We start from the raw sequence: 16,501 nt of genomic DNA on the forward strand, positions 1-16,501 counted from the left end.
CGTCAACATCACCCGCAGCCGCCTCGGACGCCTCACCCGCCAAGGCTTCCTCACCCAGCCCGGACGAGGCTGCTACCAGAAACGGACTTAACGTCCTCTCAGAGCGCGAGGAGACCACCGATGCCGACTGACAACTCCTACCTCATCGTCGCCGCGGCCCACCGGCGTGCCGCGGCAACCCGACGACGTGCGGTCATCGTCCTGCGGCGAATGGACGCCACCGGCACCGCCATCACCTTCGAGACCGTCGCCCGCGAAGCGGGCGTCTCCCGGTCCTGGCTCTACAACCAGCCGGACCTCAGGGCCGAGATCGAACGCCTGCGAGCCCGGCACCGCGCCCCCGCGACCCGGCCAGTTCCTGACCGCCAACGGGCCTCCGACCTCTCCCTGCTTCGGCGCCTGGAGGCCGCCACCACGCGCAACCGGCAGCTGGAAGCAGAAAACCGGCAGCTTCGGGAAGCTCTCGCCCTCGCACTCGGCGAACGCCGCACTGCCGACGTCCGAAGCGTGCACGTCACGACAGACCCACCAGTTCCCAGAGCGATCGGACCCAGAGCTCGATGATTTGTCCCGTGACAGCACCTGCCTCCACGGCCAAGACGCCGGCGAGGAAATGTGGTCGACGATGGTGAGCAGATACGGCAGCATCCGGGCAGGTTCGATGACGAGGAGCACGGTGATCACCCAGGGCGTGAAGATCACGACGCTATGCGCAGCCTGCGGCGGCGTGCTGATACGCGACACCGGCCAGTTCATCGACCGAGGAAGGCTGTGGTGGGGAACGGAGGGGGCCTGCCAGAGCTGCCCCGTCGCCTGGTGCGAGCAGGACAGCGGCGGCGCGACTCCCGAGGAGATCCGCCAGGCGCTCTTGACGGAACACGGGCCTGCCCGACTCCGGCTGATCGAACCCGAAGCGAGCCGAGTGACCGTCCTCCGCGTTCTGCGAGAAGTACACGAGCTGTCTCTGGCACAAGCACGAGCGATGGCAGAGGAGCTGAGAACGACCGGGTTGGTGGGCACTCTCGTCGAGATGGAGCTCATAGCAGCCCAACTTCGGCACCGCTCAGTAGCAGTGACCGTCGAGACGTCACCCAGCTGACCGACACGACGGATGACATACCGAACGAGACAATCTCCGGCCCTGGAACGGCCTCTCGTTTCGCGGCGTCGAGGACACTGTCCACATCGCATCGGCCCAGGTCCGGGCCTTCCCCATCGAGCAAGCTCAAGATAATGCCAGCAAGCGGCACATCGTGGTCGACCCCTCGGCCTACTGCTCGTCCTGGTCACCGCAGCGGACATCGGAGATCGCGCCGCCGCGAAGGCACTGCTCGCTGAGGTGGCCGGCACCCACCACCAGCTGGAACTCGTCTGGGCCGACGGCTGCTACACCGGCAGCCTCGTCGAGCACTGCCTGACCGCGTTCGCCCCCTGGTCCTGGCGATCGTCAAACGCAGCGACGACACGCGCGGCTTCGTGGTGCTGCCCAAGCGGTGAATCGTCGAGCGGCTCTTCGCCCACCTGATGCGAAGCCGCCGCCTGGTGCGCGACTTCGAACGATCCACGACCAGCGCCGAGGCAATGATCATGTGGTCGATGAGCATGATCATGACCCGTCGCCTTACCCGCTCACGTTCCGCGCAAGGGTGAACCGGCCCGGCTGTCGCTCGGCCAGCCCCGCCACCAGACGCCTCGCCTTCGACCGCAGCGCCTCCATCTTTGACGGCACCGCGTCCAGGCCGAACAAGACCGCCATCTCCTGGCAGGTCAGCGGCCCTTGATGAAGGCGATGCCGGTCCGCGAGGGCCTGCAGGATGCGCTGGTAGTCATTCGACGGCACGGACGCGTCCAGCCCCTCGCGCCACACCGGCACCTGCGCCTTCGGCTTCGCTGCCATCGACGCCGACGATGCCTCCGCCGCCTGCCCCTGCGCCGGCCTCGCCGGTTCGGTCCGTGCGTGATCTGCGGTTTCGTCCACCGGACCCAGCACCTCGCCGACCCGCGAGCGGGCGATCACCCACTCCTTCCATACCCGCTCGGCCACGGCCAACTCGGCCTCGACGCGGTCGGCCTCCTCCCGCAGCTCGTCCACACGACGGCGAGCACCCAGCTCACGCTGCTCGAGCAACCCCACGACCGAAGACATCCGGCCTCCCCAGGCACGACGACACGACAAGCCACCCCTCCCACGAGAGCACCGAACCTATGCCTGACCAGCGAAAACACCGGTCTCAGGTTCGGTACGACAACACCTACTGACGTCGGCACCGTTGTCTCCTCGGCCGCCGATCTGCCTGGGTCCGGGGTGCTGATGCTGCTACCGATTGGCGGGACTGGCTGCGTCGGCTGGCTGCTCGGACTGCGGCCGGCCGGCGACGGCGCGGCGGCGAGCACCTGACGGTCACAGCACCGCGCACGCACAGTGCGCGGTGCCGGCTGAGGTTGCGGGGAACCGGAACGGATCATGCACCGCTGCGCCAGGCCCTGCTCAGCACTGTCTGAGTCCCGCGGCGGTCGGGGCTTCTTGCAACGCGGTGCCTGTGACCCAGCCGAGGCCCCCTGACTTCAGCCGGAGTTGCACCCATATGCCGCCCGTGGAGCCGTGACCGTCGGTGGTTTCACCGTAGCGGTAGCAGGCTGCCGGGTACCGGCCTCCCACTGCCACGGAGCTCACCTTGGGGCTGGTGGACGAGGGGGACTTGCGGACCGCTGCATTCGCGAGCGCGGTCACGAGGGTTGTACCCGGGCCATTGGTCGGCGAGGAGGACAGAGGAGGTGGGGAGGACGATACCGTCCCGGACGGGCTCGGGCCCGGTGCCAGGGTGAGCGTCACGGTGGTGCCCGGGGCAACTTGCTCGTCCGCGGCCGGGTCCTGGCCGAGGACCGTACCGGGGGCGGCATTGCCGGACGCTCCGTCGTTCGTCTGTACCCGCAGCCCCTGGTCCTCGAGGATCTGCGTCGCCTCCTGGGCCGACCTGCCCTTCACTGCGGGAACGCGAATTTCAGGCATCCGGGTGCTGGGGTCCTTCCCATCGCTGGGGTCCTCCGGCAGTGCTTCGTCCTGCGCACCGTCCGTCCCGACACGCCGTTTGAGGCCCGCGTCCTTCTCCTCGATGTCGACCAGTTCGTACGTCGTGACCGGCTGCTTCTCCGCCACGGGTTCGACCTTGACGACCTTCCTGGGATCGTACGCCTTCCACTTCTTTCCGTTGCCCCTACCGTTTCCGTCGAACGTCACGTCGGCGCTGTCGACGTCGTGCTCGAAAGTACGGAGCGGGTTGCCGCAGCTGCACTGCACGACCGGCTTGCCGTAGGTGTCGACCAGGACGGCGATGCCCGCCTCCAGCAGGGCGTCGAAGCCGACCGCCTCGCCCTCCTCGTAGTCGTGGTTCTTCACGAGGGTGTCGTTGCGCAGCACCACAGGCGTGAGCTTCTCCACGAATGCTTCGATCCGGTCAACGTCAATGTCCAGCGTCTTGGCCCACTGGACTGCTTTCTGGCGGTTCCCCGGATTCTTCAGGAAGCGGACGAGTTTGTTCTTGTCGCAGCTCTTGCTGTTCCGCGATCCTCCGTACAGGCCGGGCTGGTTGCCCTTCTTCGCTCCGCCCTCAAGGGCTAGGGTCTTGCCGACCGGGGCATCTGTCCCCAGGTTGAGGGCCGCCTCGAAGAACGGCGCGGCGGTCGGAACGCCCCGGGCCACCGCCCGTACGGCGACCTTGACTCCCTGGGATGCGATCTTGGCACAGCCCGTGGTGATGACTGCTAGGCCAACGAGGATCGCCGCGAGGGCGACAGCCCTGCGCCTGATCACCTGTGGATGTTTCATGTCAATTCCTCCTCAATGGATGTCGGTCCGTATGGCAGTCGGGGTTGCCGGCAGCCGGCACGCTGCGGGTCACGGGGCAGGCAGAGGCAGCGCGGGTTTCATCCGGTACGACGCCGCGGAGCGGGGTGTCCCCTTCTTGTGCGGGCAGCCCGATCGCCAGGCACAGGCGGGCCGGACAGAGTCGGGAGCACGACGGCCAAGGAGGTCACAAGACATCGATGCGATCGAGCGCGCATGACGGTTCTCCTCCCCCATACTGGTTTCGCTGTGGTGGCGAAATCTCCTTCGCGCGGCTGCTCCGCGCTGCGCATGGCCGTCCCTGTCAAGCGCAAGGACGGCACAGGGCAGACCGGGCGGCCTGTGCGCACCGATTGATGCATCCGGTGCGTGGAAGATCGGTGCCGGTTCCGTCACGGCCGGGGCATCGCTGCTGATGAAGCCCTGCAATGGCTTTTTCCGGTCCGGTCCGGTCCGGATACTGCGGTCTGCTGGGGGCTGGGCATGGCAGAGGCGGATCCGACACCACGACGGGTGTTCGCCGACCGACTGAGCGAGCTGCTCGCACAAACGGCCGATCTTCCGATCAAGAGTGCTGTGGCCGAAGCCAACCGGCGCCGGCCCGCCGGGCGGGGCCGGCCGATTTCGGGACGCCGGGTCAGCGACTGGAAGCAGGGACGGCACCTGCCCGAGTCGGAGGCAGCGTTCCTGATTCTGGTCCGGGTGCTGCTCGAGCACCGCCGCGGCCGGCAGATCCCTGCCGATGGGGTCAGCGCAGGACTTCTGGACGAAGAGCAGTGGCGGCGGTGGCTGCGTTCCGCCCGCACTTCCCCGCCCGACTCCGGGCCACGGGCCCAGAAGTCACCCGGGCAGGATCAGCGGGCCGAGCAGGTGGCGCCCGGCCCAGTGTCGGCGGGAACCCGGCCAGACCGTCTGGCCAGTGCCCATCCGCAATCGTGGCGAACCCTCGGTCCAGCCGGGGTTGCCGACCGGATGGACGTCAGTCAGAAGCTGCCCGGTGAGATGCATGCCGACAGCGGCGGTCCGAGCAGAGCGTCGGGGGCATCCCTGCCTCCACTGGACCGTGGCAGGCAGGACCTCGTCCTACGCGGCTGCAGGATGCTACCGGGGTGGGAAGACTTCGTCGGGCGCGCAAGTGAACTCGGGTTTCTGAGAGAGCGGATCGAAGGCGCGGCGCGCGGCAGCGGATCCGTCGTGCTGCTTGCGGGCCCGGCAGGCGTCGGCAAGAGCACCCTTGCGGCCGAGGTGCTGCGCCGCCACGCCGATTCCGCAAGCTTCACCGTCGCACGGGGCCATTGCCCCCGGGATGCGGTAGCGCCACCGCTATGGCCCTGGCAACAAGCGCTGCGCCTTGCGGGGGTCACCCCTGCGGTACCGGCGCAGCGTACGGGGCCACCGCCGGGAGCCGCGTCCGCGGCCGGACGGCAGCTGTGGCCTGTGACAGAGCCGGTCAATGCGCGGGCAGCGAGGTTTCAGGAGCTGGCCCGGTTATGCGAGTCGCTGGCCATGGCAGCCTCCAGACGCTCCCTGCTCATCGTGCTGGAGGATCTGCACTGGGCCGACACCGCCAGCCTTGACCTGCTGTGGCAGGTGGCCGAAAAGGCGGCCGAGTGCGGACTGTTCGTGCTCGGCACCTTCCGGCAACCCGGGCCCGAGGAAGCCGCTGGGGCGCTGGCGAACCTGGGCCGCTACGCTGCCACACTGCGTCTGGTCCCGTTCACCCGGGAGGAGGTCGCCCAGTGCGTCGGCGAGACGGACGCGGCGGAAGCGTACCGGCGTACCGGTGGGCTGCCGCTGCTCGTTTCAGCACTGCGCACGCACGCGGGCGACCTCCATACCATCGTCAGCGGGCTGCTGACCGGGCTCACCGCTGAGCAGCGGGAAGTCATGGACGCCGCAGCCGTGCTCGGCGAACGGCCGGACACGGCTCAGCTCTCCGCGGTGCTGCCGAAGTTGGGCGAGACCGTCATCGCCCGAGCACTGGAGGCGGCCTGGCACGCCGGTGTCCTGACCGTGGTGGAAACCACCGACGCTGGACGCATCTACCGCTTCACTCACGATCTGGTACGCGACGAGATGCTCGGCCGAACCGCCCCAGCCGTCGCCCGTGCCTTGCACAGAGCCGCCGCTCAGGCACTGGAAAGGACCGGGGACCCCACCGAGGCGGCACGCATCGCCGCGCACTGGCGACGGGCCGGTAAGGAGCCCGGCCACCGTGCCGCCGCCGCGCACTGGTCCCGGATCGCCGCGGATCAGGCCTGTGAACGGCACGCCTACGCCGATGCCGCCCGGCACCTGTCGGACGCCGCCGCGGTACTCGTCCCGACGGACCCGCAGCGCGCACCGGCGCTCATCGAGCTGGCCCGCGCCGAGTTCCTTGCCGGGCTCTACGACGCCAGCCTGCGCCACTGCACCGAAGCGGCCGACTCGGCGAACGCGACCAACCAGCCTGCCCTGCTCGCCGAGATCGCCTTGGTACTCCAGGGCGTCACATTCCCGCAGGCCTCCCAGGCGATCAGCCAACTGTGCGAGGCGGCGCTGGCCGTCGAGGACATGCCGGGCGCCGTACGGGCTCGGCTGCTCGCGCAGCTCGCCACTGCTTCGGCCGATCTCGGCTCGCCCGACACGGCGGCCGGGCATGCCCGAGCCGCCCTCGGTCTGGCCAGGGCCACCGGTGACTTGCGTGCCGAACTCGACGCGGCCCGGGCCATGGAGATGACCTTGGCCCATCCGGACGACACAGCCGGACGCTTGCGCCTGGGTGAGCAGTCCGTGTCCCGCGCCGAGCAGCTCGGCGACCCGCTCGCCGCGGTGCTCGGCCACGAGTGGCGTATCCAGGCTGGCTACATGATGGGTCTCCTGGAACTGGTGGACGACGCGATTGGCGGCATCGAGGCGATCGCGGACCGTTCTCCGCTCCCGCTCGCCCGCTGGCATCTGCTGCGCGTCAGCGCCGCACGCGCTGCGCTGAAAGGACAGTTCGCCACCGCCCGCCGCTGCAATGCGGACGCCGCCAAGATCGCCGAGGCCAGCGGAGACAAGACGGCGATCAGGATGAACTACGTGCTGTGCCTGCAACTGGCCCTGATTCGCGGGGACCCCGCAGAACTACCCAGGGAGATGTGGCGTGACCTCGACCGCGCTCCGAGAAGCCCGCTCATCCTGTCCGCGCGGGCGCGGGCGCTGTTCCTTGCAGGGCGACTGAACGAGGCGCGGGGGATGTACTCCCAACTGCGCCCGGTGCTACCGATCCCGATGACGAACCCGACGTGGCCAGCGGTGCTGCTGCACCTAGTCGACCTCATTGAACTGGTCGGCGATGCTGAAGCTGCGCAGCTGGTGTATGACCAGCTCGTGCTGTTCCGGCGGTACCCGGGAGCGCTCGGCACGCCCACAGCCTACTTCTCCGGTACGGTCAGTCGTGAACTCGGCCGTCTGGCCCTGGCCGCCGGCAGCCCGGAGAAGGCCGAGAAGCTGCTACGCGAGGCACTGGTCCGCAACCAGGCCCTCGGCGCCTGGCCATACGTGGCGCTGACCTGCCTGGACCTCGCAGTCGTCCAACGCGACCGGGGTGTCCTGACAGAGGCGGCAGCCCTCGCCGGGAAGGCGCTGGCGATCGCCGATCGGCTGAGCCAGCCCGGCCCCTCCGCCGCTGCCGTAGACCTCATCGGCGACATCACTGCCCTGCGGGTCAACACCACCCGCTCACGGCGGGAACCGGGAGAAGGCCGTTGAGGACCAGGCGGCAGTCATGCTCGACTCCGGCGTCGAGCGCCACGGGCGTGGCAGATCAGGCCTCCTCCCGGAGTGCCGGTGCCAAGACGGCGGCAGCTTCGGCGCCGGGCAGAGCGCCGATCGCAGCCCGACCGCGTCGGTGAGGTACTCCAGGCGCTCCAGCGAGAGGTGCGGAGAGACCGGTCCTGCACCAGGCGGGGCGCAGACACCGCCGCGAGGAGCTTCTCATGATGTGCTCTCCGCTTCGATACCGAGATCCGCCGCATCGTCTGCACCACCAACGCGATCGAAACGCCAGGATCCGGCGCGCGGTCAAGGCCCGCGGATACTTCCCGAACGAGACCGCCGCCCTGAAACGCGTCTACACGGCGATCATGTCGCTCGACCCCACCGGCCGTCGTCAGGCCCGCTGAACCATGCGCCGGAAGACCGCGCTGAACGCCTTCGGCATCACCTTCGACGGCCGCCTCTCCGCAACACGCCAGTAACCCCAACCACCCTCGTTACACGTTCGACTGACAGACCCTACGCCGGGGGTCAGACGCGGCCCCGTGGACGGCACGCATCCTCCATCGGCACTACGACGTGCTGGCCCTGCAGGGTCCACACGGGTTGCATTCCACCGGTGAGTCGCTGTCAGTGCCCGCTCATACGCTGTCAGCCGGCGCAGGCGCGCCGGAGCCTGGATGCCTTCATGGCACGACAGCTGACGTATGAACAGCGGATCGCTTTGATCAACAAGTGGAAGAGCCACCGGATGCTTCCGAACAGCTCCGGCTGGAACGCGCCGAGCGCATGGTGAAACAGGCGGTGCTCCGACACGAGCCGTTCGAGGAGCTCGACATCACCGTGGCGTCGAAGGGCTCGTATCCCAACAACACCAACGTCCGCGGTGACAGCGACGTCGACATTACGGTGAAGCTCAACGACCCCTTCCACACGGAGGGGCTGGCGGCATGATGGTTTGGGCAGCAGCCCAGTCACGCGGGGCCGTGGACCCGGCAGAAGCTCCGCCGAGAGCGCCGACCACCACAACGCACCAACGACCGCATCCACACCTGAGCCCGTCCGTCTGCGCCCTCAGCGCGACCCCGGTTTGCCTCGTCCACGGCCGGACCGACGCCCACCAGGGAGCCGTACAGCACCCTCCCCAGCTCCCGGAACACGGGCCCAGCCACCCACCTCCTCCGGTAACAGCGGCGGGGCCGGGCCCGCCCGGCGGGACAACCCCAGAAACACGCTCCCTCCCCAGCCGCCTGAGCGGCCGGCGGCGGCGCCAGTCGGCGCACCTATCGCGGGCTCCGGGTCGGCGGCGTGTTCCGGGCGTTGTACTGCGAGACCCGCTCGGCGACGTCGCGGCAGTCGGCCGACGCCTACCGGCCCACCGGGAAAGGCCGCGTCGAATGCCAGGTCCTCATCGTCCGCGACCACGTCCTGTCCGGCCGGGCCTTCTCCTCCGTCGAGGAGAAGGACGCGGCCTTCGCCGCCTGGGTGCCGCAGCGGCGGGCCCAGATCCACAAGACGCACCGGGAGGTCATCGGCGAACGGGCGGCCCGTGACCACGCGGCTCTCAAGCCGCTGCCGCCCACCCCCTATCTGGTGGTCGAACGGCATCTGCGGCCGGTCGGCAAGGACTGCCTGGTCGCCTTCGGCGGCAACCTCTACTCGGTGCCCGCCCGCCGAGTCCGCCCCCGCCAGCTGGTCGAGATCCGGGCCACGAAGTCAAAGATCATGGTGCACTCGACCGCCGCGGACGCCAGCGGCGAGACGCTGCTGGCCATGCACCCTCGGGCGGTCGGCCGCGGCGTCCGGGTCGTCGAGGAGACCCACTGGGACGGCCTGCCCACCGGCAAGGGCCGCCGCACCACCACCGGCGACGTCCCCCAGCCCCGGCGCGAACGTCCTCTGGGCGAGGAGGCCGGACTGTTGCAGGCCCTGCTGAACCGGGCTGCCGCCACCCGCATCGAGGTCGGCCGCCGTCCACTGTCGGTCTATGACGAACTGACCGGCACCCGTCCCTTCACCACCCACCCGAGCACGAGGGAAATGTCTTGAGCGAGCTGGTCTCCACCCGCATCCGCAACACGGCCGACAAGCTCGGCCTGCCCCACCTGACCGAGACCATCAGCGAGTACATCCGGCGGGCTGACGAGGGCAAGATGGGCTATCTCGACTTCCTCGATCTGGTGCTGTCTGAGGAACTTGCCGTCCGCGACGACCGCCGCTTCCGCCAGGGCCTGCGGCTGTCCCGGCTGCCCCACCACAAGACTCTGGACGAGTACGACTTCTCCTTCCAGCCCGACCTCGACCCGCGCAAGGTCAAAGACCTCGCCACCCTGTCGTTCGTCGAGGCCAAGGCGAACGCCGCCCTGCTGGGGCCGCCCGGGGTGGGCAAGACGCATATCGCTGTCGCCCTAGCGGTCGCGGCCTGCCGGGCCGGCTACTCGATCTACTTCACCAGCCTCGACGACATGGTCCGCCACCTCAAAGCCGCCGAGGCCGCCGGCCGGCTGACCAGTAAGCTCGGCACCTACCTGCGGCCCAGCGTCCTCGTCGTCGATGAAGTCGGATACCAGCCGCTGGAACGAGCCGAGGCGAACTTGGTCTTCCAGGTGATCTCGAAGCGCTACGAGAAGGGCTCGATCATCCTGACCTCAAACAAGACCTTCAGTGAATGGGGACAGGTGTTCGGCGACAAGGTCCTGGCCACCGCCATCCTCGACCGCCTCCTGCACCACTGCGAAGTGATCTCCATCAACGGCCCCAGCTACCGCCTGAAGAACCGCCTCAAGGCCATCGAGCGAGAGACCGAAGTCGCTTAAGCGCTGCCGCCCAAAGACTACGCGGCACGCTCTAGTGGCGGCGGGCCAGCAAGTGGGCGTCGAGGAAACCCCGGTCGGAGGCCGGGTCGTGGAGCAGCCGGGCGAACGTGGTGAGCCCGGCCTCGGCCAGCAACTCGGCGAACCGGTCCGCCGGCCAGCTATAGGCGGGCGTTACCTTGTGGTCGAAGCGGACCGGCTCCGGTCCGTCGGTCGCAAAGAACGAGACCAGCAGCAGGCCGCCCGGCGCAAGGACACGCACCTGCTCGGCGAGCAGCGCAGGCAATTCTTCAGGCGGGGTATGGATCATCGAGTAGTGGGCCAGCACGCCGCCGAGCGCGCCGTCCTCGACCGGCAGGTCCTCCATCCGCGCCTCGTCGAACCGCAGCGCAGGATGCGCCCGCCGGGCGTGGTCGACCATGCCCGGAGAGAGGTCGAGCCCGAAGGCGTCCAGCCCCAGGTCGTGCAGCATGGCCGTCAGATGTCCCGGGCCGCACCCGACGTCCGCTGCCCGCGGGTTCCCCGTCCCGCGCACCATCTCGGCAAAGGTGCCGATCATGTTCCGCGAGAACGGCTGCGTCTCCAACCGATTAGCGAACAGCGACGCATACAGCTCGACGACCCCGTCGTAGGCCGCCCTGGTGTCGTCCTGGTGCTCCATCACGGGAAGCGAAGCTAACATCCGCGCACGTTCGCAGCTTCTCCGGCCCCGTGCCGGGGACAGGCCCTAACAGCTCTGCACATTACCGGCTCTGTCGGGGATCTTGTGACGTACCCAGTCTGAACTGGGCATCTACCGGGTGTGCGGTTCAGGGGGTTTGGGACGGTTGCTACCGCATTTAGCCGGTGTGGTTGTCGAGTCGATCGAGCGTGCGGCCGGTACGGTCACGTTCTGCGCGCACTCCGCAGGGCCGACGGCAAGGTGCCCAAGGTGCGGGGTGGTGTCGTGGCGTGTGCACGGCCGGTACGCGCGCCGGCTCGCTGACGCGCCCCTGGGTGGAGCCTCGACGGTGGTCGAACTCGTGGTGCGCCGGTTCAAGTGCCTCAATCCGCAGTGTCCGGCGGTGACGTTCGTCGAGCAGGTCGAGGGGTTGACCAGCCCGCATGCCCGGTACACGCCGGTGCTGAGCACACTGCTCACTTCGATCGCGGCATGTCTGGCGGGTCGGCCGGGTGCGCGGCTCGCGGCCGCGCTGAGCATCCGCGTCGCCAAGGACAAACTCCTTGAACTTCTCCGTGCGTTGCCGGAGTTGCCGCAGGCCAGCGTGCGCGTCCTTGGGGTCGACGACTTCGCGCTGCGCAAGAACGACTCCTACGCCACGATCCTGGTGGACCTGGAAGAACGGCGCCCGGTCGATGTGCTGCCGGGCCGGGACGCCGAGCCGCTGGCCACCTGGCTGCGCGACCACCCCGAGGTCGAAGTGATCTGCCGCGACCGGGCCGGTGCCTACGCCGAAGGCGCCCGCAGCGGGGCGGTAACTGATGGGCTGGCGGGATTTCGTACCGGACTCGTGGGAGGACGGGGCCGAGGATCTGGCCGAGGACCTCGGCGATGTGATCGAGTCGGGCGGCGACAAGCTCGCTGGCGTGGCGGAAGAGGTCGGTCTCGACGAGGCGGGCGACTGGGTCCGTGACAAGAGCCGCTCGGCCGCCAACCAGCTCGGTGCGGACGTTGCGGAGCTGGAGCTCGGGCAGACCGAGGACCCGAACAAACTGGTTTACGGCAGCGTCTCCAAGATCCGCGCGCAGGTCTCGCACCTGAACGACTTCAAGTCCTCCTTCACCCTAGTCGGAAACGGCCTGAAGGGCCTGGAAGGCGACGGGCTGAAGGGAGCGTCGGCGGACGCGTTCCGGGAGGCGTTGGCTAAGGAGCCGCCGCGCTGGTTCAAGGCGGCCGAGGCCTTCGGTAAGGCCGCCGACGCGATGGGCCGCTTCGCGGAGACCGTCGAGTGGGCGCAGCGCCAGGCCAGGGAGGCCCTGGCGGAGTACAAGCACGCCCAGAAGGTCTCGCAGGACGCGCGCACCGCCTACAACAAGTCGATCATCGACTACAAGACGGCGGTGAGGGCCGGGAAGGACACGCTGCCGCCGCGGCCGTCGGACGATTTCACCGACCCTGCCGGCCCGCTGTTCAAGGCGGCCGAGGACAAGCTCAAGACCGCGCGCACGCAGCGCAACGATGTCGCGGAGACGGCCAGTACGGCGGTCCGCGCGGCCCGCGACGCGGCCCCGCCCAAGCCCTCGTACTCGGAGCAGTTCGGTGACGGCATGGACTACCTGGAGCTCGCGGAGACCCACCTGGCGGGCGGCGTCCTCAAGGGCACGGCGGGCTTGGTCAACTTCGTCCGCGCGGTCACCCCGTTCGACCCGTACAACTTGACCCACCCGGCGGAGTACCGGACCAACCTCAACTCGACGGTCGCGGGCCTGGTCGTGGCGGTCAATGACCCCATGGGCGCGGGCAAGCAGATGCTCGACGACTTCATGAAGGACCCCGCCGAAGGCATCGGCAAACTCCTGCCGGAGCTCGCCGGCACCAAGGGCCTCGGCCCGTCGAAGAGGGCGGCTACGGCCGCCAAGACCGCCAACGACGTACCGAAGGGTCCCGGGCGCCAAGGGCTGGACAGCGACGGTCCGAATGTGCACAAGACCCCGGACTGTGACAAGATCAATGGCTGCACCGACCCGGTGGACCTGGCTACCGGGCAGATGTACCTGCCGCAGACCGACCTGGTCCTGCCTGGCACGCTTCCACTGGTCTTCACGCGCCGTGCGGAATCCGGGTACACGGCCGGCCGCTGGTTCGGCCCGTCCTGGGCCTCCACCATCGACCAGCACCTGGAGATCGATGCCGAGGGCGTGGTGCTGGTCAGCGATGACGGGCTTCTCGTCGCTTACCCGCATCCGGCGCCCGGCCTGCCCGTGCTCCCGGCAACCGGGCCGCGCCATCCGCTGGAACGCACACCGGACGGCGACTGGACGCTGACCGACCCGGCGACGGGCCGAATACGGCGGTTCTCGCCGGCGGCGGGCTGGGACGGTGAGGGGGACGGTCTCGCGGCGATCGCCCAGCTGGAGGACCGCAACGGCAACCTCATCACCTTCGAGTACGACCACGCGGGCACCCCGCTGGGGATAGCCCACTCCGGCGGCTACCACCTGCGCTTCGTCACTGCCGAGGGCCGCATTACCGCCCTCCACCTCGTCGGTGGCCCGCGCGTCCTCGCGTACGGCTACACCGACGGAAACCTGACGGAGGTCGTCAACTCCTCCGGCCTGCCCCTGCGGCTGGCCTATGACGAGCGTGGCCGGATCACGTCCTGGACCGACACCAACGGCAGTCGCTACGACTACGCCTACGACGACCAGGACCGCTGCGTCGCGGAAGGCGGCACCGAGGGACACCTCGCCCTCACGCTCTCGTACGACGAGCGCGACCCGGCGACCGGCCACCGTGTCACCGCGGTCGCGACCGCCGACGGGCACACGCGCCGTTACGTGATCGACGAGGGCTGCCGGGTCGTCGCCGAGATCGACCCGCTCGGCGCTGTCACCCGCTACCAGTACGACAGCGCCGGGCGCGTGATCAGCCGTACCGACGCCCTGGGCGCCGCTTCGCTCCAGGAGTACGACGAGGCGGGTCGGATCACCCGCTCGATCCGTCCCGACGGCCGCACCGCGGGCACCGAGTACGACGAACTGGGCCTGCCGGTACGGGTGGCCAACGCCGACGGCACGATCATCCGCCAGACCTTCGACGAGCGCGGAAACCGCACCTCGCTCACCACCTCGACAGGCGCCGTCACCACCTTCGCCTACGACGAACGCGGCCACGTCGTCACGGTGACCAACCCGCTGGGCGCCGTCACCCGCTTCACCACCGACGCGGCCGGTCTGCCGGTCACGATCACGGACCCCCTCGGCGCCACCTCGCGGTTCGAACGCGACGCCTTCGGGCGCCCGGTGCGCGTGACCGACCCGCTCGGCGGGGTGACGACCGTGGAGTGGACCCCGGAGGGCCGTCCCGCCCGCCGGGTGAACGCGGACGGCGCCGAGTCGGTGTGGACGTACGACGGCGAGGGCAACTGCACCGCCTTCACCGACCCGGCCGGCGGTGTGACCCGCTTCGAGTGCACCCACTTCGACCTCCTCGCCGCCCGGACCGGTCCCGACGGCGTACGCCACGAGTACACCTACGACGCGTTGCTGCGGCTCACGGGCGTACGCAACCCCCAGGGCCTGACCTGGGAGTACGTGTACGACGCGGCAGGACGGCTGACCTCGGAGACCGACTTCGACGGCCTGACGCTAAGACCTCCCCCACCGGAACGGCGACCTTCGAGTTCGACGTCTTCGACCTGCCGGCAACAGCCGTCTCCTCCGACGGCACCAGGCTGCTCCGCATCCGCGACCGGCACGGCCGACTCGTCGAGGAGCAACTCGACGGCCGTACAGTCCGCTACACGTACGACGAGCTAAGCCGACCGGCCGGCCTGACCACCCCCACCGGGGCGCAGACCCGCTGGACCTACGACGAGGGCGGCCACTGCACCGAGATCACCGCCTCGGGCCGGACCCTGACCTTCGAGCGTGACGCAGTCGGCCGTGAACTGACCCGGCGCATCGGCGACAGCACAACGCTGCACCAGACCTTCGACGCGGTGGGCCGGCTCACCACCCGGCACATCACCGGCTCGAACCAGCGGACCCTGCTGCGCCGCGGCTACAGCTACCGTGCCGACGGCAATCTGCTGGCCATCGACGACGAGGCGACGGGGCCGCGAACCTTCACCCTGGACTCGGCCTCCCGCATCACCGTCGTGGACGCCGCCTCCTGGTCGGAGCGCTACGCCTACGACGAAGCGGGCAACCAGACCTCGGCCTCCTGGCCGGAGCAGCTGGGCGCCGAGGCCACCGGCGAACGCACCTACACCGGGACGCGGATCACCCGAGCGGGCCGTGTCCGCTACGAGCACGACGCCCAGGGCCGCGTGACCCTGCGGCAGAAGACCCGGCTCTCCCGCAAGCCGGACACCTGGCGCTATACGTGGGACGCGGACGACCGGCTCACCGAGGTAACCACCCCGGACGGGACGCGTTGGCGCTACCGCTACGACGCGCTGGGCCGCCGTGCCGCGAAGCAGAGACTCACGTCGATCGACGCTTCACGTAAAGCGTCGGCGCAGCCGGACAGGGTTGACGAGGTCGCGGAGGAGACCGTCTTCACGTGGGACGGGCCGACCCTCATCGAGCAGACGACGCGCTCGGCGGGCAGCCCGCACGAGGTCACGCTCAGCTGGACGCACTCCGGCCTGCACCCGCTCACCCAGGTGGAGTCCATACGCCGGTCGTCGCAGGCCGCGCAGGAGGAGATCGACAGCCGGTTCTTCGCCATCGTCACCGATCTGGTCGGCACGCCCACCGAGCTGATCGACGAGCAGGGAGAGGTCGCCTGGCGCACCCGCTCCACGGTATGGGGCACGACGAGCTGGAACCGGGACGCCTCCGCCTACACCCCGCTGCGCTTCCCGGGCCAATATCACGACCCCGAGACCGGCCTCCACCACAATTACTTCCGCACTTACGACCCCGAGACGGCCCGTTATCTGGCGGGCGACCCGCTGGGGCTCGCGCCGTCCCCGAACCCGGTCGCCTACGTCATCAACCCGCTCGTGTGGGCGGACCCGCTGGGCCTCAGCCCCTGCCCGGAGAAGGGCGAGGAGCAGAAGGCCCTTCCCCCGGCCAGGCGTGAACCCCCGCACCTGGAGGGGTCGCCGATCCTCGCGCGCTTCGCCAAGCCCGGGGAGGAGTTCAACATGGTGATCTCGCAGGGCCAGACCCGACCGGGCGGGTTCGGTACTTTCGACGGCGTCCCCAACCAGCAGTATGTTCGAGATCAGCTGGCCGTCCGCACCGACTGGAAGGATGACGTCTCGCTCCTGCAGCGCTACCGCATTCGGACGGTGACCCAATCCTCGTCCAGGAGAGCATCATCGGACCCCAGATGGACCCGAAGCTTGGCCATCTGCCCGGCGGCGGGACTCAAATAGAGATCATGGAATTCGGAGACCGAGCCCGACTGATCCCAGTCGGCCCACCCACG

11 protein-coding genes and 3 pseudogenes are annotated in these 16,501 nt (G+C 69.2%); 11 read left to right on the forward strand and 3 right to left on the reverse strand.

Annotation, left to right across the window (positions count from 1 at the left end; translation table 11 throughout):
• Positions 1-120: 120 nt before the first annotated feature.
• Positions 121-564 carry a DUF6262 family protein gene (locus tag ACFW2G_RS23270; protein WP_384452328.1) on the forward strand — a complete coding sequence of 148 codons (444 nt, stop codon included), beginning with the start codon at positions 121-123 and terminating at the stop codon, positions 562-564.
• A 61-nt stretch (positions 565-625) separates the two neighbouring features.
• Positions 626-1,099 (forward strand): hypothetical protein, encoded by a 474-nt coding sequence (locus ACFW2G_RS23275; protein ID WP_384452324.1) that lies wholly within the window; start codon positions 626-628, stop codon positions 1,097-1,099.
• 522 nt (positions 1,100-1,621) lie between these two features.
• Here the strand turns inward: ACFW2G_RS23275 and ACFW2G_RS23280 are convergent.
• The gene (locus ACFW2G_RS23280) at positions 1,622-2,146 is read right to left on the reverse strand and encodes a hypothetical protein (RefSeq protein WP_384584037.1); all 525 of its coding nucleotides are present in this window, start codon (positions 2,144-2,146) and stop codon (positions 1,622-1,624) included.
• Between the two features lie 342 nt (positions 2,147-2,488).
• Positions 2,489-3,826, reverse strand: a complete 1,338-nt coding sequence (locus ACFW2G_RS23285; RefSeq protein WP_078557196.1) for a DUF6777 domain-containing protein — start codon at positions 3,824-3,826, stop codon at positions 2,489-2,491.
• A gap of 501 nt (positions 3,827-4,327) precedes the next feature.
• On the opposite strand from ACFW2G_RS23285, the gene ACFW2G_RS23290 reads away from it, so the two are divergent.
• From ACFW2G_RS23290 to istB, 5 genes and pseudogenes are all read left to right on the forward strand, one after another.
• Positions 4,328-7,579 carry an ATP-binding protein gene (locus ACFW2G_RS23290; RefSeq protein WP_384584040.1) on the forward strand — a complete coding sequence of 1,084 codons (3,252 nt, stop codon included), beginning with the start codon at positions 4,328-4,330 and terminating at the stop codon, positions 7,577-7,579.
• Positions 7,580-7,816: 237 nt separating this feature from the next.
• Positions 7,817-8,067: pseudogene (locus tag ACFW2G_RS23295) on the forward strand (transposase); the annotation flags it as partial.
• 253 nt (positions 8,068-8,320) lie between these two features.
• The gene (locus tag ACFW2G_RS23300) at positions 8,321-8,539 is read left to right on the forward strand and encodes a hypothetical protein (RefSeq protein WP_384452314.1); all 219 of its coding nucleotides are present in this window, start codon (positions 8,321-8,323) and stop codon (positions 8,537-8,539) included.
• Positions 8,540-8,950: 411 nt separating this feature from the next.
• Positions 8,951-9,634 (forward strand): annotated as a pseudogene (locus ACFW2G_RS23305) (IS21 family transposase); the annotation flags it as partial.
• Complete coding sequence (gene istB / locus ACFW2G_RS23310; RefSeq protein WP_384452311.1) at positions 9,631-10,401, forward strand: IS21-like element helper ATPase IstB; 771 nt, start codon at positions 9,631-9,633, stop codon at positions 10,399-10,401. The pseudogene ACFW2G_RS23305 and the gene istB, both read left to right, overlap by 4 nt.
• A gap of 31 nt (positions 10,402-10,432) precedes the next feature.
• On the opposite strand, the gene ACFW2G_RS23315 is transcribed toward istB, so the two are convergent.
• On the reverse strand, positions 10,433-11,062 hold the full coding sequence (locus ACFW2G_RS23315) for a class I SAM-dependent methyltransferase (protein WP_384452308.1): 630 nt from the start codon (positions 11,060-11,062) through the stop codon (positions 10,433-10,435).
• Between the two features lie 184 nt (positions 11,063-11,246).
• Between ACFW2G_RS23315 and ACFW2G_RS23320 the strand changes: the two genes are divergently transcribed.
• From ACFW2G_RS23320 to ACFW2G_RS23335, 4 genes and pseudogenes are all read left to right on the forward strand, one after another.
• Positions 11,247-12,032, forward strand: coding sequence for an ISL3 family transposase (locus ACFW2G_RS23320; protein ID WP_384584043.1), 786 nt, complete (start codon positions 11,247-11,249; stop codon positions 12,030-12,032).
• The gene (locus tag ACFW2G_RS23325; protein WP_384584111.1) at positions 11,953-14,877 is read left to right on the forward strand and encodes a putative T7SS-secreted protein; all 2,925 of its coding nucleotides are present in this window, start codon (positions 11,953-11,955) and stop codon (positions 14,875-14,877) included. Before ACFW2G_RS23320 ends, ACFW2G_RS23325 begins: the two co-directional genes overlap by 80 nt.
• Positions 14,856-14,921 (forward strand): annotated as a pseudogene (locus tag ACFW2G_RS23330) (hypothetical protein); the annotation flags it as partial. The gene ACFW2G_RS23325 and the pseudogene ACFW2G_RS23330, both read left to right, overlap by 22 nt.
• A 138-nt stretch (positions 14,922-15,059) precedes the next feature.
• Entirely contained in the window at positions 15,060-16,448 is a 1,389-nt protein-coding gene (locus ACFW2G_RS23335; RefSeq protein ID WP_384584114.1) for an RHS repeat domain-containing protein, read from the forward strand.
• Positions 16,449-16,501 lie beyond the last annotated feature (53 nt).

The organism is Streptomyces sp. NPDC058880 (genome assembly GCF_042742535.1).
Taxonomy (GTDB): Bacteria; Actinomycetota; Actinomycetes; order Streptomycetales; family Streptomycetaceae; genus Streptomyces.

Excerpts from the sequence above, each read along its gene's own strand:
- ACFW2G_RS23285 (WP_078557196.1), bottom strand. The coding sequence starts at position 3,826 with ATGAAACATCCACAGGTGATCAGGCGCAGGGCTGTCGCCCTCGCGGCG.
- ACFW2G_RS23290 (WP_384584040.1), top strand. The coding sequence starts at position 4,328 with ATGGCAGAGGCGGATCCGACACCACGACGGGTGTTCGCCGACCGACTG.
- ACFW2G_RS23275 (WP_384452324.1), top strand. The coding sequence starts at position 626 with ATGGTGAGCAGATACGGCAGCATCCGGGCAGGTTCGATGACGAGGAGC.
- ACFW2G_RS23270 (WP_384452328.1), top strand. The coding sequence starts at position 121 with ATGCCGACTGACAACTCCTACCTCATCGTCGCCGCGGCCCACCGGCGT.
- ACFW2G_RS23280 (WP_384584037.1), bottom strand. The coding sequence starts at position 2,146 with ATGTCTTCGGTCGTGGGGTTGCTCGAGCAGCGTGAGCTGGGTGCTCGC.